The organism is Vibrio ishigakensis, from assembly GCF_024347675.1.
Taxonomy (GTDB): Bacteria; Pseudomonadota; Gammaproteobacteria; order Enterobacterales; family Vibrionaceae; genus Vibrio; species Vibrio ishigakensis.
The window spans coordinates 1749110-1769678 of record NZ_AP024881.1 but is presented as its reverse complement, the minus strand read 5'-3'; the positions used below and the strand labels follow the sequence as shown (position 1 = coordinate 1769678).

The 20569-nt window shown below is 46.8% G+C and carries 19 protein-coding genes; 10 read left to right on the top strand and 9 right to left on the bottom strand.

Features of this window, described 5'->3' with window-relative positions; all coding sequences use genetic code 11:
• Positions 1-2: 2 nt before the first annotated feature.
• The 5 genes from Pcarn_RS07980 to Pcarn_RS07960 form a co-directional block, all read right to left on the bottom strand.
• Positions 3-698 carry an aspartate/glutamate racemase family protein gene (locus Pcarn_RS07980; RefSeq protein WP_261833338.1) on the bottom strand — a complete coding sequence of 232 codons (696 nt, stop codon included), beginning with the start codon at positions 696-698 and terminating at the stop codon, positions 3-5.
• Between the two features lie 103 nt (positions 699-801).
• Positions 802-1770, bottom strand: a complete 969-nt coding sequence (locus Pcarn_RS07975) for an AEC family transporter (RefSeq protein ID WP_261833337.1) — start codon at positions 1768-1770, stop codon at positions 802-804.
• Positions 1771-1907: 137 nt separating this feature from the next.
• Positions 1908-3179: an NRAMP family divalent metal transporter gene (locus Pcarn_RS07970; RefSeq protein ID WP_261833336.1), complete on the bottom strand. Its 1272-nt coding sequence runs from the start codon at positions 3177-3179 to the stop codon at positions 1908-1910.
• Between the two features lie 547 nt (positions 3180-3726).
• Positions 3727-4167: a DUF411 domain-containing protein gene (locus tag Pcarn_RS07965; RefSeq protein WP_261833335.1), complete on the bottom strand. Its 441-nt coding sequence runs from the start codon at positions 4165-4167 to the stop codon at positions 3727-3729.
• A 91-nt stretch (positions 4168-4258) separates the two neighbouring features.
• Positions 4259-4609: a hypothetical protein gene (locus tag Pcarn_RS07960; RefSeq protein ID WP_261833334.1), complete on the bottom strand. Its 351-nt coding sequence runs from the start codon at positions 4607-4609 to the stop codon at positions 4259-4261.
• A 333-nt stretch (positions 4610-4942) separates the two neighbouring features.
• Between Pcarn_RS07960 and Pcarn_RS07955 the strand changes: the two genes are divergently transcribed.
• The 7 genes from Pcarn_RS07955 (at position 4943) to Pcarn_RS07925 (ending at position 12414) form a co-directional block, all read left to right on the top strand.
• A complete protein-coding gene (locus Pcarn_RS07955; RefSeq protein ID WP_261833333.1) occupies positions 4943-5356 on the top strand; it encodes a MerR family transcriptional regulator in 414 nt (137 codons plus the stop codon).
• Positions 5356-8043, top strand: a complete 2688-nt coding sequence (locus tag Pcarn_RS07950) for a heavy metal translocating P-type ATPase (protein WP_261833332.1) — start codon at positions 5356-5358, stop codon at positions 8041-8043. The genes Pcarn_RS07955 and Pcarn_RS07950 overlap by 1 nt, the downstream gene beginning before the upstream one ends.
• Positions 8044-8246: 203 nt before the next feature.
• The gene (locus Pcarn_RS07945) at positions 8247-9584 is read left to right on the top strand and encodes a hypothetical protein (RefSeq protein ID WP_261833331.1); all 1338 of its coding nucleotides are present in this window, start codon (positions 8247-8249) and stop codon (positions 9582-9584) included.
• 115 nt (positions 9585-9699) lie between these two features.
• Positions 9700-11091 (top strand): pilus assembly protein TadG-related protein, encoded by a 1392-nt coding sequence (locus tag Pcarn_RS07940; protein WP_261833330.1) that lies wholly within the window; start codon positions 9700-9702, stop codon positions 11089-11091.
• Between the two features lie 4 nt (positions 11092-11095).
• Positions 11096-11563: a TadE family protein gene (locus Pcarn_RS07935; protein WP_261833329.1), complete on the top strand. Its 468-nt coding sequence runs from the start codon at positions 11096-11098 to the stop codon at positions 11561-11563.
• Positions 11564-11585: 22 nt separating this feature from the next.
• A complete protein-coding gene (locus Pcarn_RS07930; protein WP_261833328.1) occupies positions 11586-11999 on the top strand; it encodes a TadE/TadG family type IV pilus assembly protein in 414 nt (137 codons plus the stop codon).
• A 1-nt stretch (position 12000) separates the two neighbouring features.
• Positions 12001-12414: a hypothetical protein gene (locus Pcarn_RS07925; RefSeq protein WP_261833327.1), complete on the top strand. Its 414-nt coding sequence runs from the start codon at positions 12001-12003 to the stop codon at positions 12412-12414.
• Here the strand turns inward: Pcarn_RS07925 and Pcarn_RS07920 are convergent.
• The 3 genes from Pcarn_RS07920 to Pcarn_RS07910 all read right to left on the bottom strand — a co-directional run bounded on the left by Pcarn_RS07920 (position 12402) and on the right by Pcarn_RS07910 (position 15763).
• A complete protein-coding gene (locus tag Pcarn_RS07920; protein WP_261833326.1) occupies positions 12402-13721 on the bottom strand; it encodes a BamA/TamA family outer membrane protein in 1320 nt (439 codons plus the stop codon). The two genes, Pcarn_RS07925 and Pcarn_RS07920, sit on opposite strands and share 13 nt — an antisense overlap.
• Positions 13722-13861: 140 nt before the next feature.
• Positions 13862-15271, bottom strand: a complete 1410-nt coding sequence (gene ptsG / locus Pcarn_RS07915) for a PTS glucose transporter subunit IIBC (protein ID WP_261833325.1) — start codon at positions 15269-15271, stop codon at positions 13862-13864.
• A 354-nt stretch (positions 15272-15625) separates the two neighbouring features.
• A complete protein-coding gene (locus Pcarn_RS07910) occupies positions 15626-15763 on the bottom strand; it encodes a hypothetical protein (RefSeq protein WP_261833324.1) in 138 nt (45 codons plus the stop codon).
• 169 nt (positions 15764-15932) lie between these two features.
• Between Pcarn_RS07910 and Pcarn_RS07905 the strand changes: the two genes are divergently transcribed.
• The 3 genes from Pcarn_RS07905 to Pcarn_RS07895 all read left to right on the top strand — a co-directional run bounded on the left by Pcarn_RS07905 (position 15933) and on the right by Pcarn_RS07895 (position 18962).
• The gene (locus Pcarn_RS07905; protein ID WP_261833323.1) at positions 15933-17642 is read left to right on the top strand and encodes an SgrR family transcriptional regulator; all 1710 of its coding nucleotides are present in this window, start codon (positions 15933-15935) and stop codon (positions 17640-17642) included.
• A 3-nt stretch (positions 17643-17645) separates the two neighbouring features.
• Entirely contained in the window at positions 17646-18644 is a 999-nt protein-coding gene (locus Pcarn_RS07900) for a succinylglutamate desuccinylase/aspartoacylase family protein (RefSeq protein ID WP_261833322.1), read from the top strand.
• A 141-nt stretch (positions 18645-18785) separates the two neighbouring features.
• Positions 18786-18962 carry a hypothetical protein gene (locus tag Pcarn_RS07895; protein WP_261833321.1) on the top strand — a complete coding sequence of 59 codons (177 nt, stop codon included), beginning with the start codon at positions 18786-18788 and terminating at the stop codon, positions 18960-18962.
• A gap of 269 nt (positions 18963-19231) precedes the next feature.
• Here Pcarn_RS07895 and Pcarn_RS07890 read toward each other — a convergent pair whose 3' ends face one another.
• Positions 19232-20263 (bottom strand): asparaginase, encoded by a 1032-nt coding sequence (locus Pcarn_RS07890; RefSeq protein ID WP_261833320.1) that lies wholly within the window; start codon positions 20261-20263, stop codon positions 19232-19234.
• Positions 20264-20569 lie beyond the last annotated feature (306 nt).

Genomic DNA, 20569 nt, shown 5'->3' with positions numbered 1-20569 from the left:
GCCTAATCGCTTAAGATGAAGCTAATCAGACTCTTAGTATGACATTGTAGCGAATCAACAACAGGAATAGGGGATTTTGAGTCTTTTAGTAGCAGCGGAAACTCGGTACAACCTAGTATAACCGCTTGAGCCCCTTGTTCGGCAAGATTATTTATTACCTTCAGGAAAATCTCTCGGGTTTCATCGTCATATACCCCAATGGATAGTTTGCTATAGAGTAGTTGTTGGATTTGCTCTTGCTCTGCCTTCGAAGGAACCAAAGTCGTTATTTCATACTCTGCACTTAACCTGCCCTTGATGAAATCCTCAGACATAGTAAAGCGAGTGCCCAGCAAGCCTACCTTCTGGAACTCGTTCGCGTTTAGATGCTCACCAATGGCATCAGCGATATGGATGATTGGACAGCTTACACTCTGTTGAAGCTGGTCGAATACCTTATGTGGTGTGTTTGCACATAGCGCAATGGCATCCACAGAAACGCTTTCTAGCTCTATTGCTGCTTCACCAAAGATATTGGCGATAGCGTCCCAATCGTTTTCACGTTGTAGATCATGAAGTTGTTTCTGATTAAGGTTGATCAATCGAAGTGGTGGATTGGTATTGCTCTTATAATGCTCATTAACCCCTTGGTTTATATCGGAATAATATTCCAAAGTAGAGTGCCAAGAAGTACCACCAATGAGTCCTAGTTTTTTCATTTACTAACTCCTATCCATCTGAGAAATATAAACTTTATTGTTATCATAGGCAGTCTGGTGGATGAAGTACTAGGGTTCGGAAACTTTGATTTCGTCTATAGCGTTAATAGAGAAGCTCTAGGCTGTTTAGGATGATCAAACCGATAGTGGTGGTAATCACCGAGGCAATAGTAGTCAAGGCAATGATGTTTGCCGCTAAGGTAGAATTACCTCCCATAGCGCGCGCCATGACATAGCTGGCTGCTGCAGTTGGAGAGCAGGTCATAAAGAATATGATACCAAGCGCCTGGCCGCTAAAGCCTAGTAAATAGGCGGCTACAACACACAGTAGTGGCATAGCGATAAGCTTAAGTGACGATGCTAACCAAGTAGGTGCGGTGTCGTGTTTGAGCGACTTAAGATCAAGAGAGCCACCGGTGCACAAAAGTGCCAGAGGCAGTGTCATACTGGCAAAATAGTGGCCTGCATCTGAGGCAATCTTAGGGATAGGTAAACCTAGTGTTGAATACGTAAAGCCTGCAATTATCGAGATGATAAGTGGGTTGCTTGTAATACTTTTACCAATGGTTTTTAGCGGGCTTGGCGTCTTACCATTGCTGGAATTTCCATCTTTTGGAGTTAGGCAAATCACCGCGAGCACATTGTAGAGCAAGGTAGTCGCCGCCACATAGATAGCTGCCGTTGCAAGTCCATCATTACCGTAGAGGTTCGCCACATAGGCAAGGGCGATGATTCCGGTATTGGCGCGAAACCCGCCTTGAATTACCACCCCTTTATCTGCGTGCTGCTTTAGAATCAGTCCAACAACAATCGCACAGAATAGATAAAACAGTATGTTACTGCCGACACTGAAACTCACCAGCGATAGGCTACTGGCAAAGTCGTGATCAGATTCCACTAAGCTTAAGAACAGCATAGTGGGTAGGGTGACCTTGAAGACTAAGGTTGACGCTCCTTGAATAAACTCATCATTGATTACCTCAGTGCGCTTTAGCACTACACCCATAACGAGAATCAGACAGATAGGTCCTGTGACTGAGATAGAGAACAGCAGTTGGTCGAGTAGTCCCATAGTGATTCCGTTAAATTGTAATACAAAAGAGCGAGTTTGATTTTGCCATGGTTACGTATGCTTAGCAAAACCAATCATAACAATGACAAATAAAAAGCTCCGCGACTGCGGAGCTAATCACAAACCTTTTATGCGTTTTACATTATCCACTTCCACCAAACGAACAGTGCTAGGAAGCCAAACAGATAGACCAGGCCGACAATAGACAATGCCTTTAACTTCGGACCTACCGCTAGCTCAGCAGGTAGTGGTGTGCGGGTTACCAAGATGTAGTTCAATAGTGCAAAGAATGGTGTGGTGATAAAGGCCAATACCATAGCGAAGTCCAACATAGGCAGAAGCGCCTTGGCTAGGAATACCACTATGCATAGCGCAACCACTGAGATGGCAAACATCCAAACTTGGTTAGTCACAGGTGCGATTGTTTCTTTCTTAGTAAGCAAACGCTGAGATTCAGTGATAACGCGAGCGTAGCCATCGATTACTGTAATGGTACTGCCAAAGATACAGAAGAAAGCGATAACCGCGATCAGGTATCGAGACCACTCACCGATAGTGCTAGCGTACAGGCCAACCAACTGATGCGAGAAGCCAACGCCTGATTTTTGTAATTCAATGCCGGTGCCGTGCATCAACAGCGCACCTAGCGACAGGAATACGATAGCTAGTACAGCGGTGCCGATATAGCCAACGTTGAAGTCAAACAGTGCTGACTTAGCTGTTACCTCTTGGCCTTTACACTGACTTTTCAGCCACATAGAGGTAAGGCTAGAAATCTCAATAGGTGCGGGCATCCAGCCCATGGTTACTACAATAAAGCCAACCGCCGCTAGCGTCCAAGGAGATGGAGCAACGAAGTCAGCAGCTTGCACTGGAGCTGGCTTGCCAATAGCGATAAAGACCGCTGCAAGGGTTGCTACCGTTAGCACAGCCATGATGCCCTTAGACAGCACATCCAATGCCTTATAGTGACCGACAAATAAAATGGTTAGACAGGTTAGAAGCACGATTATGCACAGTACCGGCATAGAGAGGTCAAACGGAATAAAGTACTTCAGTAGGCTGGCACTGAACATCAGAAGCGCGGCTGTATTTACCACGGCAGATATCACGCTAAGAAGAGCGAAAACTACTAGGTAAGGGCGACCAAGCTTTGCATAGCCCTCTACTAGACTGTTTTTGGTGCCAACCGTGTACTGAACGCCTGCTTTAAAGAATGGGTATTTGAAAAGGTTTACCAGCAGGATCAGCGCCGCCAATTGCCAACCATAGATGGCACCGGCTTTGGTGGAGGCAACTAGGTGAGAACCGCCAACAGCTGCAGCTGCGGCCATGATGCCTGGTCCTAGTGAACGTAAAAAATTATTTACGCGTGATGGTTTTTGTTGGGTGTCTAGCGTGCTTTCCATGTCCCTTATATCCAATAGTTCTTGTCAATAAGCTATAGAAATAACACATTGAAATCGATCGTCAATTTAAATTTACACATTTACAGTTTTCGTAAATGCAAGTGTGCAGAAGATCGGCTTTCGGGGTAAAAAAGGTTCATCTCAGATTAGCGGGAGCAACTACAACTTCAGATTCGTGTGCTCACTCTGCCAGTGACGCATGGCAAGTCGCCGTAAATACCTCCATGTAGGCTTGGTTTCGGCATCCTTGCCTCAAACACTTGCCCTGCATCACAGCCTGCCACTCACTACTCTGGGATATTTGAGCCTTGCTAAGATGGGGTTCCCACCGATGCTGACGCTGGAGAGCGATTGATGGAGCAATGTGTCGCTCGCAAGGAGGCGAGCGCCAAGCGCCCACGGAGGGGTTCACCGCGGCCTTGTGAATCAATCGCTCGGAGGGGGACTGGCTTAGAAGGAGATTTACGCCCCCCTCTAATCCGAGAAGAACAAAAAAACGCCGATGCATGGCATCGGCGATAGTAGAGGTTAAGACAGTTTTTTAGTGTTAGTAGCTGGCGTAAACAAAGCTACCCTCATCGGTAAAGGCGATGACATCGAAGTCACGGTAGGCCTCTCCCTCGCGAGCCATACCTGGCGAATGCATAGGCATACCCGGAGCGGCAAGCCCTTTAACCCCTTCCGGGCGCTCTTTGAGTAATCGAGCTATCTCACGCTCAGGCACGTGGCCTTCGATAAGGTATCCATCAATGATGGCAGTGTGGCATGAGGTCATCTTGGCTGGCATTCCAAATTTCTGCTTCACATCATTCCATTGATTTTGCTCGTGAATCTCCACTTGGTAGCCTTTTGCTTCTAGGATTTCAGCCCACTCGGTGCAACAACCGCACTGAGGTGATTTGTACATTTCGACATCAAATTTTGCAGCATAACTGAGGCTAGTAAAAAGTAGGGATACAGATAGAACAATCTTGTTTACAGATTTCATAATAATTCTCCGAATGGGTGAGTGTTATACGGACTCGCCCTAATAAAAATGTTAGTTAAGTAGTGTGGATTTTGGGGTTTAGATTGGAGAATTAAGCGATCGGGGGGCGCAGCAATTGCTGAGTAAACTCAGGTAATTGTTCGCTTTTGCTTGGCACTAGTCTAAAGGGTTTAGGCTCGGTAAATGTGAAGCTATAAACTGTGCTTGGTAAGGAGAGTAGCGTTCCGCATACCTGGCCACCGCAGTTATGGGTGCTTCCAAAGCAGTGTTCCATGCTTTGCGCTGAAACCTTGTCACAACAATCATGGCTGAGGCTAGATTGAATATCTGAGCTTTGATGATGAACAACTGATGTGTTGGCGATACTCATGGTGCTGGCAAAAAGCAGACATAAGGTCAGCAAGATACTGATTATGCTCTGATTATTAATTTTGTTTGCCATGAAATACACCTATATGAAACTTCTTTTGTTATATCTCACCTTTTTCAATTAGGTCAATTAAGTTTTTCCAAAATTTGCTGTTGACCTGAGACCTACACACAGCTTTTAAACTGCACCCATATTCTCTAAATCAACCAAGGGGAAAGTCATGGGATGTTGTAATCAAGCACCTAATGGGGGCACCAAGCAACTAGGCTTGCTGTTTAAACTTATCGCCGCGATTTTTATCGTGATCATGGTGATTGGATACTTTTCAAATTAAGCTTGACCTAGGAGCTACACCTAGGTTTTAAACTGACCCTATCAACAACAGAATCAACAGCGGATAATCGTATGATCACTTCAGTTCTAGCAAAGCGAGCCAACGTCAGTTCAGATACCGTGCGTTACTACACAAAGCGCGGACTACTCACTCCGACGCGTAACCCTGACAATGGATACAAGGAATACGATATCCATGCATTGCAACGACTGAAGTTTATTCATCAAGCGCGAGAGATTGGTTTTAGTCTCAAAGAAGTAGAAGAGATCTTAGCCTCGGCAGAAGACGGTACCTCTCCTTGTCCTCGAGTGCGCGAAATGATGATAGAGAAGATCGAAGAGACACAAGCGCAGATTGTACGCCTACAAAATCATGTGCAGATGTTGCAATCCACCTTTGCTGATTGGGGTGAACTACCTGATAGCGAACCAACCGGTGAGTCTATCTGTTGTTTAATAGAGTCTTGGACTGAGGAACAAAAGTGATGAATGAGTATTCCATCCACTTGTCTGGCGTGTCCTGTGGCGGTTGTGTCAACAAGATTCGACGCTCGGCGCTAGAGCAAGATGCCAATTTTTCTATTGAGGTGAGCGAAGACAAAAGCCTAGCGAATATCTCAAGCTCATTGCCTGTGACCAGTATGATTCAAATCGTTGAATCCCTTGGCTACAAGGCCTCTGAAGTAGCCAGCAATACCTATGTTGGCAGTGTGCAGAAGGTCAAATGTGGTGGCTGCGTCAATAAGATACGTAAAGCTTTGGTTGAACTAGACCCAGAAGCAGAACTAGAAGCTGATATTGAGGCGCAGCAGATCACGGTGCAGAGCAAATTATCTGATGCACAGATTGAGTCGGAGCTCGACAAGCTGGGTTATCTGCCTGCGGTTGAATCAGAGCAGGCTCCGGCTCAAGAGAAACAAATTTCAGAGGAAGTAGCCACAAGCGCGGATAGCCCTCTGGTTCGCTTGAACCTGCAAGGGGTGACCTGTGCCAGCTGCGTTAACACCATAGAAAAAGCCTTGAATGGGGTTAAAGGTGTGGACTCAGTGATGATCAACTTTGCCAACCGCACCGCTCAGGTGCATGCAAGTGTTGGAGCTGCGAGCCTAATCACCGCCATCGAAAACTCAGGCTATGGTGCTACAGAAATCTTAGATGAGGAAAAGGCGGAGGCGGAGCGAGAACAAGCTGAGCAAGCCGAGTACAAACACAAGATGCGCCAAACTTATCTGGGCTTGGGCTTAGGTGTGCCTCTTATGCTGTACGGCATGCTTGGCGGCTCTATGACGGTAGATACAGGGACTGAGCAGTTTGCATGGGGCATCATAGGTTTGCTTACCCTAGCGGTGTTAGCAACCTGCGGTAAGCACTACTTTAAGGGTGCAAGTAAGGCGTTCATCAATCGTAACGCGAACATGGATACCCTAGTTGCTCTGGGTACAGGTAGTGCGTGGCTCTATTCCATGGTTATCGTGGTCATGCCGAGTATCTTTCCTGAGTCTGCAAGACATCTCTATTTTGAAGCGAGTGCAATGATCATTGGCCTTATTAACCTAGGTCAGGCGCTAGAGCTTAAGGCTCGAGGACGCACATCCCAGGCGATTAGACGTCTGCTTGATCTTCGCGCTAAGACCGCCTTGGTCATTCGTGACGGCGAGACTGTTAAGCTTCCAATCGAGCAAGTAATTGCGGGCGATAAGGTGGTGATTCGCGCCGGTGAAAAGGTGCCGGTGGATGGTGAGATTATTGAAGGCAGTGCCCTGATAGATGAGTCTATGTTGACTGGCGAGCCGATTCCGGTTGCCAAAGAGTTAGGTGATAGCGTTTCAGCAGGTACAGTAAATGGTAACTCGAGCCTGACTATAGTTGCGACCAAGGTTGGTAGCGATACCGTATTGGCTCAGATCATCAACATGGTGACCGAGGCGCAGAATTCTAAACCTGCTATTGCTCACCTTGCGGATAAGGTTTCTAGCATCTTTGTACCGAGCGTAATGATCATTGCAGTATTGACTGCGCTAGGCTGGTATAACTTTGGCGCCGACCTAGTAAGGATTCATATGTTGGTAACAGCGACCTCGGTACTTATTATTGCTTGTCCTTGTGCGCTGGGATTGGCTACTCCAATTTCAACCATGATAGGTGTGGGTAAAGCTGCCGAATTTGGTGGACTTATTCGAAATGGCGATGCCTTACAGCGCGCATCAGATATCGATGTTGTGGTGCTAGATAAAACCGGTACCATCACCCAGGGTAAGCCATCGGTAGTAGAGGCCGAGCTGTTTGATGACCAAGCTGTAACTGTGCTGAAAGCATTGGAGCAGGGCTCGACTCACCCATTAGCTGAGGCCATTGTGGGCTACTGTGAATCATTGAATTTAGGGTCATCGGTCGCTGTGGAGAACTTTGAGTCTTTAACTGGACTTGGCGTTAAGGGTGACTACAACAATGAAACCTATTTCTTGGGCAACGCTCGTTTGATGGTCTCAGAAGGTGTCTCGCTAGATAAAGTGACAGCAACCGCAAACCGTTGGGAGTCTGATGCAAATACCGTGGTGTATTTTGCTAAGCAAAATAAGCTTCTGGGCATATTGGCTATCCAGGACCCAATTAAGAAAGAATCGGTTGGTGCAATCAAGGCCATGCATGACTTGGGCATCAAGGTTGTGATGCTTACCGGTGATAATGCAGCGACGGCCAGAGCGGTAGCCGAGGTAACCAATATCGATGAATTCCACGCAGAGCTTTTGCCTCAGGATAAACTTGCTTGGGTTGAGCGCATGCAGAACCAAGGTAAGGTCGTGGCTATGGTGGGTGATGGCATCAATGATGCGCCAGCGCTAGCTCGCTCAGATGTGGGCTTCGCCATTGGGCAGGGCACGGATGTGGCTATCGAGAGTGCGGATATAACCCTGATGCGTGGCTCGCTGTACGGTGTATCTCAGGTAATCGAAACCAGTAAAGCTACCATGAAGAACATCAAGCAAAACCTGTGGGGCGCCTTTATCTACAACTCGCTGGGTATCCCAATTGCGGCAGGCGTGTTGTTCCCATTGACTGGTTGGCTGCTTAGCCCAATCGTTGCTGGTGTAGCTATGTCACTGTCGTCGATTACCGTAGTGAGCAACGCTAATCGGTTAAGATTGTTTAAACCAAAATCATCGGAGGTGTAAGATGTTGGTTAACGTATTAGGTATTCTAGCCATCATCGGAATCGTCTGGTGGTTTTGGTTGAAATAACAAAAGGTTAAGGTCGCGTTAAATGCGGCCTTTTTATTTGTATTCGCTAGATCGATTGTTTACCTTTAACGGGTGAATGGTACAATTCCGATGTAATAAAAGTGTCATATTAAAAGTAAGGAAAATAGCTCGCACCATGTTGGATCTAAAGATCACCGCTAAGAAGAAGATTGAAATCCAGCAGACCCTGTCCGCAGACTCGCAGTCTGAAACTAAGGTAGAATTTGTCATCCCGAGCAGTATTGATCTAGGGGATAGCTTTTCTGCAGGCGAGTTCTTCGATAAGTCTTTCTTACAGACCCGACGTTTCCACAAAGGCAAGAGCATCAGCTTGATGCTTTTGTATATCAAGATCCTTGAAAAAGAGCATCTGCCGTACGACTCCTATAAGACCTCTATCAGTCTGTTCTCTTATCTGTTTATCAACGATATTCGTTCGTTTAAGACCAATCTTGAGAAGGGTGAGCAAGCGGTTGAAGAGATCGTTGATAAGGCTAAAGGCCATTCCAATATCTTGGCTTCATTCCGCCGTTTTAACCTTGAAGACGACCAGAAGTTTGAGCGTTTCCGCAAGGTTGATGCCATCCTATCTTATGAGTTTGAGCAATATCTTCTGCGTCAAACCGCTTACTTGCAGAGTATTAAGGGCGCACAATCGGCTCGTGATTATTTAGCGCAACTTTCGATGGCTGAGGATGAGTATCGTATTACCCAGATGTACGAAAACATCTACTCGGTAAAGAGCATTGAAGCGGATGATGAAGAAAAGCTGACTCGTGTTTTCAACCAAACTGATCTGCAGAAAAAGCTCCTTGAGCTACCCCTGAAGGTAACCAGTAAAAGCACCCGTGTTGGGGAGAAGGAGAAGTATCTTTCTCTTGCTATTGCTACCGGCCTTATCATGCTCGGTTTTAGTGTAGTGATCTTCCAGTTCCGTTTGATGGGACTGGATACCGATCTGCAATTTGTACTGGCCTTCGCCGCACTCTATGTGGTGCGAGATGTGTTTAAGGAAAGCATCAAGTCGTGGGTGTTTGAGAAGATCATCCGCAACAAGCCTCGTGTGATTTCCCAATACACTATGCCGGACAAAAAAACCAACATAGGTAGTGGTGAGACCTGGTTTAATTCTCAGCCAAACTCGAAAACGGCTATCGCTAACAAAGAGAGTGTCTCTTTGTTCTTCCGTGAGTTGGTGAGTCTTAAGAACTTTGAATACAACGGCTTTAAGAAGATTAAGACTAACACCTCTATTAACCTTACGCCGCTGATGAACTGCTTCCCGAGTGAGAACCGCGATATGTATGTGTACTCCTCGACCAACAAGCCGCGCAAGGTAAGTATTTCTCGTCGTGGTCGTATCGAGGTGAAGATCCACGAGAAAAAGACTGAGCCAAGTGGCGTCAAGGAGCGTACCCAGCGCTATCGTGTCACCTTTGATAGAAGCAAAATAATCAAACTAGAGTTGATCTAACTTGCTTCTAATTGCGAATAAAACCTCTCATACTTTTTTACTTTGACTAAACTTTAAACAGGGTTTAGTACGGGTGAAACCGAGCCCCTCAATGCAAGGACTGCAGGAGGATGGCATGCAACAATACACAATTCATTCCAAACAACGTGGCTTAGTGATCATCTTTGCCACCTTAGCCATGCTTGTTTTTCTTATCATAGCGGGTCTAGTCATAGACACTGGCTATGCCTACTACAAGTACCGACAAGCTCAGACAGCTGCCGATGCGGCCGCTCTAACCGGCGCCTACGAGATCAAAAACGGGCGCGATACCTATAGCAACGTTTCTACTAAAGCACTTGCTGCCGCCGCCGAGCTTGGATTTGCATCAGGCACGGACGACACCCTTGTGACTATCGAGAGTTCCACCGTTGGGGGCAATCAAGTGGTATCGCCTACAACGGGTGCCTACGTGGGTGATACCAGCGCGGTAAGAGCGATTGTCTCGGATGCCTTTCCAAGTTTCTTCCTCAGCGTCATCGGAATCGATCAAATTGACTACAGCGTTTCGGCCACTGCCCGTGGGGGGGTAGGTGTGAGTAACAACTGCATCTATGTGCTAGGTGAAGAGAATAAGGAGAAGATGCTGTATGTGACTAGTGATTCAGAGCTGATTGCTAACTGCGGTATCGTCGCTAACTCTACTAGTAGCGATGGATTATATGTTTCCAGTGGCTCTAAGATCGAAGCGACGACAGTAGAGACGGTAGGCGGTACACATAAGAGTGGCAGTACCATTACATGCTCAGTAGAGGGTGCTGATTGCCCAACGGACAAAAACAGCGATAACCCACCGACCAAGGTTGCTGATCCACTCGCTAATATTGCGGCACCAGCAGTCTCGTATACAAATGGGGAATGCCAGCATGGTACCTCTCCTGGCGACGGTCAGAAAGAGGTCGAAGACACTACTATTAATCCCGGTGTTTATTGTGGCGGGTTACTGCTCAAGGGAAACATCAAAATGCGTGATGGCTTGTATGTCATGCGTGGTGGTGGTTTTACGGTAGATGGGTCTGATACTTCAGTTGAAAATGCGGGATCAGGTGGCGTAACCATCTATAACACCTGCAAGGATGCTTGCACTGGTAATGAGGAAGATAAAGAAGATTACTGGCAGATAGAGTTGAAGTCTGGGCCTTCTATCGATTTAGAAGCGACAAAGTGCAACGGCAGTTGTGAAGGCTATGAAGGTATTTTGTTTTTCGCAGATCGTGATGCACCAGAATCACCGGAGCCAGAAACAGAACCAAGAAACTATTTTGATAGTAGTGCTTCCTCTAGCTTCAGTGGAATCATCTATCTACCCAATCAGAGTTTTGAGGTCACCAGTGGCTCCACAGGATTTGGTGCCCAGACCATCATCATCTCTAAATACCTGTACCTATCGAGTAGTTCGGTACTTAATATTTCGAGCCTGAGTTCAGGTGAGAACCCAATTACTTCAGAAGTAACACTAGTGGAGTAAGGTTATGGACAACTTTAATAAACAATATGGATTTGCGGCAGTAGAAACTGTCGTGGTAACCCCAATCTTAATACTTCTTTTCGTGATTATTGTCGATGTAGGCCGCGTCATGTATCACAGCCTATCCACTGCCGCCGCCGCGAGGGCTGCGGCTGCCTATGGCGCACAGAGTACCAGTTTTATCTCTGATGCAGCTGGAATGGCGAGTATTGCCAAGCAAGATGGTGTGAGCTTAGGTAAAACGGCAGAGAACCCGGATATTTTTATCGTGAACAGTTCGCAATACTGCGTATGTGTAAATGGTTCTACCAAGTTTACTGGTTGTGTTCAGAGCGACTTAGATACCTGCAGTTCAGGCCATGAACGTTATGTATCTGTCACCGTAGGACGCACCTTTGAAACCCTGATGAACTACCAGCTAGTACCATCGACCATCGCATTATCAGAGACAGCAGTATTGAGAGTTGAGTAAGCCTATGAAGTATCGAATCAAAATGCCTCATTTATCCTTCAAGCAGCGCGGTATCACTATTACCGAGTTCACCATAGTGCTGCCCATCTTCTTGATTCTGATGTTTTCCATCATCCAAGGGGGCGTGGTGATATTTATGTACAATCAGGTATCTCACGCGGCCAAAGAAGGCGTTCGTTATGCGGTAGTAAGAGGAACAGAGGCAGGAGCTGATCCTGCTAGAGTAGGGGATGCTCCGGCCACATCGCAAACGGTCAGCACCTATGTAAAGAGCAAAGCCAGCCTAGATAATCTAACAGTTACAACTAATTGGCCAGTTTCTAAAGAGCCAGGGCAAGCGGTAACCGTGCAGGTGTCATATCCTTTGGCATCGGACTTTATCTTCTTCCCAACTTTTAATATAACTGCATCATCGACGGGCATTATTCACTACTAAATTGCAGACATCTACTTGGGCACTGATTGCTGACATCTATACACCGCTACTCCTCGCTTTAGCGGTGTATTTACTAATGGGGCGAGCCAAATCGCAGCAGCGTGGCTTCTGGCTTTGCGCTAAACCGCTTATCTACTCCACCATCTATCTCTATGTGATGCGATTTGTCGATATCGCGTTGGATATCTGGCCATCGTTTGGCTCTGATTACAGCACCCATACCGCGGTCGCTTTAGTGCTGGTAGTACAGATATGGATGCTTAACCTCAAGCTAGGGGTGTTATCCGCGTTTTCTCTGCTTGCGTATATGCAGCTAATGAACTTTCTCGATTACCATACCTATCTAGATATGGTATCAACTAGCCTGTTTTTGCTGCCAGTGTTTGTGCTTATTTGGCGTAATCAGAAAGGCTGATTGATCATAAACCACATATAGCTACCTTCCTCGGATACCGCATAGTCGGCGCGAACCACTAGGCCAGCGGTAAGGGCGCGCAGTGATACGCCGCCATCGAACTTCATATCACTAGTTAGGTCTTTGAGGTTGTAATCACTGGCTACCTGACCGGCTTCTACAAAGCCAACCAGTTGGAACCAGTCGAGGTTCAAGAAGCGTAGCCACTCTACATCTCTCACTGGGTTGTATTTTAATGTGTAGCGATATTCGGCGCTGGCGTAGATGCTGGCCTTATCGTGAAAGCGATTGGAGTCGTAGCCGCGCATGCGCTTGTAGCCGCCTAAGGTCGCACCTTCGTTATAGGGAGGGGCGTCTTCCACGATTCGGGAGTCATTGCCGACTTGTTTTACTTTCCAAGACGGGGAGTAGGCAGTCCAAAAATTGAAGGCGAAGATCCGCTGAGAAGCCCATTCACTTTCACCTATATTGGTGTATTTGCTGAGATCTAATTGCAACGCATCCCAGTTATCTTCTGGGGTTAACCATGCCCCTTCAAAGGTATAGCTAAGGTACTGTCGGCTACCCATACTCGGGTTGGGTGCAAAGTCGGTGTTGTCGTATTGGATGCCGAGTTCTACCGCATTTACGTCACCGCTCTGCTTGCCGTTGCCGTCGTCATAGGATTGATAGCGGTTAAACTGACGCAGGATCAGTATGGTGGTCCCGCTATCCAGTGGATTCCAGTTCGTGCTCGTTGGGGCATCGGTTAGCAAACCGCCACGCAGGTTGTATTGGATAATAGGGTCGGATTTACGCGAGCCTATTGGAAGCACGTATTCCATTTTCAGATCGAGCCAGTTGGAAAAGCCGTCACCCTCGATAAACTGATCTTGGCTCGAACCACTACTGCCCGGTAGGGGCTGATCATTTGGGGTAGGCGTTGATTTGTTGCCAGTATAGGCGCGCTGCTCAGGAAAGTAGGCGTACATGCCAGCAATAGAGAAAAAGGTACGATTGGAAAAGCTCGGTCTGTAGTTCCAGATCCCTCCGGAGAAACCATAGCTTTCAGCGCCACCCCAACCGGTTGCACCCATAGCCATTTGATCTTGACCTATACCCTGCACTACGCCACCTATACCCAGGTTAAAACCCATGGTATCTGAGGAAAAGAAGTAGGGAAGCACCATGGTATTGTTCTTCTTGGTGTTCTCGGCACGATTGACCGTGTATTTAATACTAACGGGTGTGGTTGCCAAGCAGGCACTCGATACTGCAGTAAGTGCTAGCGTCGCTAGGCTTGCTTTGGAGATTTTACGGATAGACATCGAACTGCTATGTGCTTCCTTGCTTAGAGTCGCTGAAGCAATAGTAACAGCATAAACAGTATGTTTGTCCAACTTGCATTAAAAAAGGAGCCATAAGGCTCCTTTTTGTACATTTGGGGTCAAAAGACCACCGAACTCAATCAGTTATTCTTCATATGGTCTAGCATCTGTGTTTTATACACATCACTGTTGCCGCCGAAGATAGCTTGAACACCAGTACCTACACGCACTACACCTGCAGCACCCAGTGCTTTTAGTTTGTCCTCGTCTACTTTTTCTTGGTCTTCAACCTGAATACGTAGGCGAGTAATACAAGCGTCGGTAGATTTGATGTTTTGCTTACCACCGAAGGCTGCTACGAGTTCGCGAGTGAAGTCGTCACCCGTAAGCGCTGGACCCTTCTCTTCTTTCGCGTCTTCACGACCTGGAGTCTTAAGGTCAAACTTGCGGATGAACCAAGAGAACACCACGTAGTAGATAGCGGCATAGGCAAGACCCAGTGGGATGATCATCCAGCCTTTGGTAGAGATACCGAAGAAGGTGACATAGTCGATAAGACCTGCACTGAAGCTATAGCCGTGTTTCACACCTAGGATGATACATAGCGGGTAAGCAAGACCTGCGATGATAGAGTGAATCACATATAGCGCAGGTGAGATGAACAAGAATGCAAACTCAACTGGCTCAGTGATACCGGTTAGAAATGAGGTTAGGGCTGCTGATGCCATGATACCCATTACTTTTACGCGGTTCTCTGGCTTAGCGGCACGACCCATGGCGATAGCGGCTGCCGGCAGACCGAACATCTTGAATAGATAGCCACCTGCTAGGTTACCTGCGTTAGGGTCACCTGCGAAGAAGCGTGGGATCTCGCCAGTGAACACCTGACCTGCGGCGTTGGTGAACTCACCCGCTTGGAGCTGGATGATAACGTTGATCACGTGGTGCAGACCGAATGGGATCAATGCACGCTCAGCTGTGCCGTATGCCCAGAATGCTAGCACTGGGTTTTGCTCTGTTGCCCAGTGACCGAATGCATCGATGCCTGCGCCAATTGGCTGCCAGATAAACGCAAGGATGATACCTAGGAACAGCATCGCAAAAGAGGTCACGATAGGAACGAATCGCTTACCGGCAAAGAAGCCCAAATACGCTGGCATCTTAATGGTGTAGAAGCGGTTGAACATATACGCACCAACAGCACCAGAGATGATACCGCCTAGCACGCCCATATCAATGTGGTCTACGCCCAGAACGCCTGCCATAACCTTTAGCGTTGCAACTAGAACGTAGTAACCGATACCGGCAGCTACTGCGCCCACACCATCGTTTTCAGTAAACGAGATAGCAACGCCTAAAGCGAAGATAAGAGGAAGGTTGCCGAATACCGCACCGCCGGCTTCTGCCATCAGTTGCGATACGATTGGAGGAATGATATCGAAATTGGCTGAACCAATACCTAATAAAATACCTGCTGCAGGCATGGATGCTATTGGCAGCATCAACGCCTTACCAACCTTAGAAAGGCTGGCGAAGAATTGACTAAACATGTGATTACCCCGTGTTATATATAGTTTTTTTAGTAGCCGAAAGAAGCTACTCCCTTCATTGCAATTACTCAAAATCTAAAATTGGATCTTAATTACTTGTTTTTATATGCAACCTGCTTGGTGGCCTTGTCGGGTCTAGTTTTCCCGCTCCCTAAATAGGGAAAGGACCAATTGTCTTCGAATCCATGAAGAGCAAATTGGTCCTTTATTTGTCCTAGCTATGCTAGGTTGAGATTTGAGTGCCCTTGTTTCTGTGCACCTCTAAAAGGGTGCGATAGCTTATCCATCTACTGTTTCTATAGGGGGGGGGATGGAGCAAAACCATAGATAAGCAAGCTATCGCTAAATCGTCGGCTAATTCGCCTTGAACTGGCAGGTCATCACTAGTGACGCTAGAGCTGCGCTCTGCAGTGAGCCTTTCTTGCCACGACTTACCTTTACTTGGTAGAAGTCAGACATTGGCTTTTTCGCTTTAGCAGTTGTCTTTTTCATTGCGTCACCTCGTTTGTGTTGTTCGCCTCAGTTGTTGAATGTAATTATTCATCCAAAGCATGAATTAAAAAACAGATAGGTTTTATCTATTTTGTTCCTTATTTATTGATTTTTTGCGATATCTGGCACATGTTTAGATTTAATAAGGAAAGGATTAGGCTATTAAGGTATGAAGCCACATAAGTTGGTTAGATATTTTGCGCGACTAGATGAATATCAGGTGGGTGTGGAGCACGCTGTTCTATTAGAAGAGATCGCTAATCATCTATATACAACAACACGTTATGCTCGAACCCTGTTGGGTGACATGAAGTCTCAAGGCTGGATCGACTGGACACCTAAAATAGGCCGAAACCAACGTTCTTTACTTTTCAAACGCGCTTCGGAGCAGGATATTAGGCAAGGAATTGCCTTAGAATTTATTGGCAAGCAAGAGTTTGAATCGGCGCTTGAGGTGCTTAATCAGGATCAGAATGTCTTTGGACAACTGCTAGCACGAGCCTCAGGCGCAGGGCTGGTGGATGGCAAACTTCATGTTCAGCTCACCTACAATCGCTTATTCAGCACATTATTGCCTCATGTATCCCTTCGAAATAGTGAGCGCTTCTTTGTGCGTCAGCTATATGCTTGTCTGGTGCAGAGTGATAGACAAGGCAGGGTGTCACCAAATATTGCCCACCATTGGGACTCGGCTAAAGAAGGTCGAGTATGGAGCTTTCATCTAAGACCTAAGGTCAAATTCCATAATGGTGAGCCGATAGACAGTACCGCAATAGCTGAGCTCTTCAACAAGCTAAAGTCCCATCCAAGGTATCTGAGTGAACTGGAACACCTAGTCGATATAGAAGCCGAGCACCCAAGGATCGTTCGTTTTCACCTAAGCGAGCCAGACCTAGGCTTTGCCGCAAAGCTGGCTGACCTTAAGTACGGTATTCAGCCTGCAGAGCAGGTCTCGATTAAACAGAGCAGTCAGGTGATCGGCAGTGGCTGTTTTAGAATGCTAGAGCAGAGCGATAAATGGCTGAGGCTAGAGGCATTTGATGGCTTCCATGGTTATCGCTCTCTGACCGATGAGCTGACGGTTTGGCTGGTTGAAAAAGAGCGGACCTCTAAAACCTATGGCAAGAAAGCACTCTCCGAAGCCGAGCATGAGCAAGAAGACTCCACTAAGCGCAATTTCGACATAGAAGATGGCTGTCTGCTTGCTATGATAAACGCTAATGCGAAGAAAGCCCTTAATATGGAAGAGCGTCAAGGCGTGCTGTCACGCATCAGTGGCGCCGCGTTGTGGCAGGCTTTAATAGAGCTCGACTCTACCTTTGGTTTGCACCTAGCGCAGAATCTATTCCCATTTTGGAAACCGACCTACCTTCCGCACGGCGAGGGTAAGCTTCCTAAGAAACTCTCTATTGCTGTGTACGACCATTTTGGTCTTAAGGCGTGCGCAAGTGCTATTACCCATGTGCTCTCACAACTTAGGGTGGAGGTGGATACTAAGGTTTATAGCGTTGCTGAGTTTGCCTCCCTTGCTGAGAACAAAGCCTTTCCACAGCAGCTAGTCCTGTCCAACCTGTTCTTGGATGATAATGTTTCAAGCTCGGCGTTTATTAAGTTCCGCAGTTATCTGCCGCTTAGGGCGTGTCTCGAGGATTCTGTCGCAAGCTGGCTCGACCAAAACCTTGATCATATTCAGCGAGAGGTCGAGGCCACTGACTACCTAGAATATCTTGAACCTATTGGTGGCTATTTGATGCACAGCCTTTCTGCTATGCCTATGTTCCACCATAGACAATCACTGAGTTTTCAAGGCATATTGCAAGGCGTTGCCATGACCCCTTGGGGCTGGCCAGATGTAAAACAGGTTTGGCTCGAAGAGTAATCAATGAACACAGAATATTTAAAAGATGTAATCGACGGATATCCGGTGATATCTAAACTCAATGTGAACGACTTAGAGGCCGGTGACCATACCTTCTGGTTTCGAGTGGGCACCAATGCACTTGGACAATGGCAGCACCTGCCGGTGATGGTGTTTAAGGGTAAAGAGGCAGGTAAGCGCTTTGTAATCACCGCGGGTGTTCACGGCGATGAATACAACGGCATTCTTACCTCGCACCAGATAGGTGAAGCACTCAAAGGTAAGGTGACCCGCGGCAGTGTGGTGATCGTTCCTACTATCAATCTCTCTGGCACCTTGAATCATAACCGCGACTACATTTCTAACGATCCAGACCATTCCACTGCTAATCTCAACCGCTTCTTTCCTGGAAACAAAGAGGGGAACGAAGCTCAGCGCTATGTGTTTAACATCTGGGAGTATCTACTAAAGCCAAATGCAGACCTTGCCATAGATCTTCATACCCAAACCAGCGGTACGGTCTATCCATTGTATGCCTTTGCCGATTATCGAATGCCAGACTGCGTCAAGATGGCAAAGCTTATTGGCCCTGATGTGATTTTGGATGATCCAGGCGACCCAGGTATTCTGGAAACCGTATGGAACAGAAGTGGTATTCCTTCCACCACCCTTGAAGTAGGGATGGGGCGCTATAGCGACTATCCCTTGATTGAGCGTTCAGTGAAAGGGGTTCTGAACTGCCTTTGTGCCTATGAACTGATAGATGAGGGCAGTTGCGAGGTAGAAAGGCTGGTTTTTGAAGGAAAAGAGGTAAGCTCGATTCGCGCCATCACCGGTGGTTTTTATCGGCCTCAGGTAGAGCTTTTACAGTTGGTGAAAGAGGGAGATTTACTCTCTATTCAAACCGATGCATTTGGTCGTGAGGTTAGGCGATATCTAGCACCGCGCGATGGTCTAGTTTTGAGCCTTAACGTTGAGCCGATGCGCGCCACAGGGGCGCTGATCGTTCGTCTTATCCATTAAACGCTCAGTTTACGTACAGGGTCGAATAATTTACTTTCAATTTACGTTTAGCGTAAAACTGTGAACTCTATCATAATATTTCTGACAGCTTAAAACGGCGCCGAACAGCCGTTTGGCTTCCAACCATTGAGAGGGGACAAAATGATGAAAGGTTTAATTATTGCTCTAGCACTTACGATGACCGCGCCATTGGTATTCGCCAGTAATGGTAGCCACAGCTCTCGCTCAGAGCGTTATGAGCTTTGCTATGTAGACGGCTCTGCCCGTATGCTTCAACCAAACATGTGCTACGCACTCGGTGGCAAGCGCGCTCTATAATCGCTTATCTAGTCGGATAGAAAGAGACCACGCAATTGCGTGGTCTTTGTGTTTCTGGGGCTCAACTTTGGTTCTTCGCGGGTTAGAGGGAGTGTAAATATTTCTTCTGAGCGAGCGACCCCTTGCTCCATCAATCACTCTCCTGTGACAGCATGAGAGGGAACCCCAGCTTAGCAAAGCACAAAGTCATCGCTGACATCCCTGCATCACTGGCAGAGTGAGTACACCAACCAGAAGTAGTAGTTGTTCCCGCTAATCAGAAAAGAACCTTAACTTTGAGTACCAAAGTAGCCTGCTAGCTCGTTAAGCTCGTCGGTTTCGGTCAGTGCCAGCATCAGCATGATGCGCGCTTTTTGCGGATTCAGATCACCAGAGCCAATAGCGTGCTCCTTGGCGGTCACAAAGCCTGAACCGGTGCGAGAAGAAAGCACAACTGGGTAGCCCGACTCATTTAGCTCACTGATCTTGTCACGTACCGCTTTCGGTACAGAACCATTACCACTGCCTGCAACAACAATGCCTTTCGAGCCTGACTCAATCAGCGCATCGATCATCTCTGGCCCCATATCTTGATAGCTGTAGATGATGTCTACCTTTGGCAGGGTTTCTAGTTTAGAGACATCAAAGCTAGGTTTGCCAGTAACCTTAGCCGGCTCGAAGTAGAACTTAGGTGCACCACCGGCGAAGGTGCCAAGAAATCCTTGATCATACGCTTTGAAGGTATCCATAGAGATAGAGCTGGTCTTAGAGATGTAATACGCCGCGCCTATCTTATCATTAAGGATAACCATGGTGCCGCGGCCGTTGGCCTCATCGCTTGCAGCAAGCGTTACCGCGTTCAATAGGTTCATAGGTCCATCTGCACTGATAGCGGTGGCTGGGCGCATGGCACCGACTACAACGATAGGTTTATCACTCTGGTTTACTAGATCCATGAAGAATGCGGTCTCTTCGGTGGTATCCGTACCATGGGTAATCACTATGCCATCGGTATCTTTGGCAAGGAGCTCATTGGCGGTTTTTGCCATACCAAGCAATATCTCGCTGTTGATATTAGAGCTACTGGTGTTAGCAACCTGAATGCCATCAACGTTTGCTACATCAACGATCTGTGGCACCGCTTCTATGAGTGTAGTTACCGCGATCTCACCTGCTTTATAACCGGTAACGTCGGTAGATTTAGCGGCAGAACCAGCAATAGTGCCACCTGTGCCTAATATAGTGACGTTGGGCAAGGTATCCGCTAATGCATTAAATGAAAGTAAAGATGAAATAATAATGGCGCTGGTTAATTTCTTCATGGTTTCCTCACGGTATTTTTATTAACAGTGGGGTATTGCACGAAGGGTGCCAAAAATGTGATTTAGAATACTTGGTGGATAATTATTTGCATATTTATCTCTCTATATTATCTGTAAATATAAAGTTCGTAACTTATTGAATTTAAATTGTAATTATTTGTAAGTTATAAGTGATCCATATTAGTGCGGCAGCACCATTTTATTACATCAGTATTATATTCTGTTAAATCTGAGAGCTGTATCAATTCATTCATGTAATAAATATTTTCGCAATAAAGTCTCAACCTAATTGAAATAAAACTGAAT

Coding starts and splice junctions, on each gene's coding strand:
- Pcarn_RS07980 (WP_261833338.1), bottom strand. CDS start 698: ATGAAAAAACTAGGACTCATTGGTGGTACTTCTTGGCACTCTACTTTG.
- Pcarn_RS07975 (WP_261833337.1), bottom strand. CDS start 1,770: ATGGGACTACTCGACCAACTGCTGTTCTCTATCTCAGTCACAGGACCT.
- Pcarn_RS07970 (WP_261833336.1), bottom strand. CDS start 3,179: ATGGAAAGCACGCTAGACACCCAACAAAAACCATCACGCGTAAATAAT.
- Pcarn_RS07965 (WP_261833335.1), bottom strand. CDS start 4,167: ATGAAATCTGTAAACAAGATTGTTCTATCTGTATCCCTACTTTTTACT.
- Pcarn_RS07960 (WP_261833334.1), bottom strand. CDS start 4,609: ATGGCAAACAAAATTAATAATCAGAGCATAATCAGTATCTTGCTGACC.
- Pcarn_RS07955 (WP_261833333.1), top strand. CDS start 4,943: ATGATCACTTCAGTTCTAGCAAAGCGAGCCAACGTCAGTTCAGATACC.
- Pcarn_RS07950 (WP_261833332.1), top strand. CDS start 5,356: ATGAATGAGTATTCCATCCACTTGTCTGGCGTGTCCTGTGGCGGTTGT.
- Pcarn_RS07945 (WP_261833331.1), top strand. CDS start 8,247: ATGTTGGATCTAAAGATCACCGCTAAGAAGAAGATTGAAATCCAGCAG.
- Pcarn_RS07940 (WP_261833330.1), top strand. CDS start 9,700: ATGCAACAATACACAATTCATTCCAAACAACGTGGCTTAGTGATCATC.
- Pcarn_RS07935 (WP_261833329.1), top strand. CDS start 11,096: ATGGACAACTTTAATAAACAATATGGATTTGCGGCAGTAGAAACTGTC.
- Pcarn_RS07930 (WP_261833328.1), top strand. CDS start 11,586: ATGCCTCATTTATCCTTCAAGCAGCGCGGTATCACTATTACCGAGTTC.
- Pcarn_RS07920 (WP_261833326.1), bottom strand. CDS start 13,721: ATGTCTATCCGTAAAATCTCCAAAGCAAGCCTAGCGACGCTAGCACTT.
- ptsG (WP_261833325.1), bottom strand. CDS start 15,271: ATGTTTAGTCAATTCTTCGCCAGCCTTTCTAAGGTTGGTAAGGCGTTG.
- Pcarn_RS07910 (WP_261833324.1), bottom strand. CDS start 15,763: ATGAAAAAGACAACTGCTAAAGCGAAAAAGCCAATGTCTGACTTCTAC.
- Pcarn_RS07905 (WP_261833323.1), top strand. CDS start 15,933: ATGAAGCCACATAAGTTGGTTAGATATTTTGCGCGACTAGATGAATAT.
- Pcarn_RS07900 (WP_261833322.1), top strand. CDS start 17,646: ATGAACACAGAATATTTAAAAGATGTAATCGACGGATATCCGGTGATA.
- Pcarn_RS07895 (WP_261833321.1), top strand. CDS start 18,786: ATGATGAAAGGTTTAATTATTGCTCTAGCACTTACGATGACCGCGCCA.
- Pcarn_RS07890 (WP_261833320.1), bottom strand. CDS start 20,263: ATGAAGAAATTAACCAGCGCCATTATTATTTCATCTTTACTTTCATTT.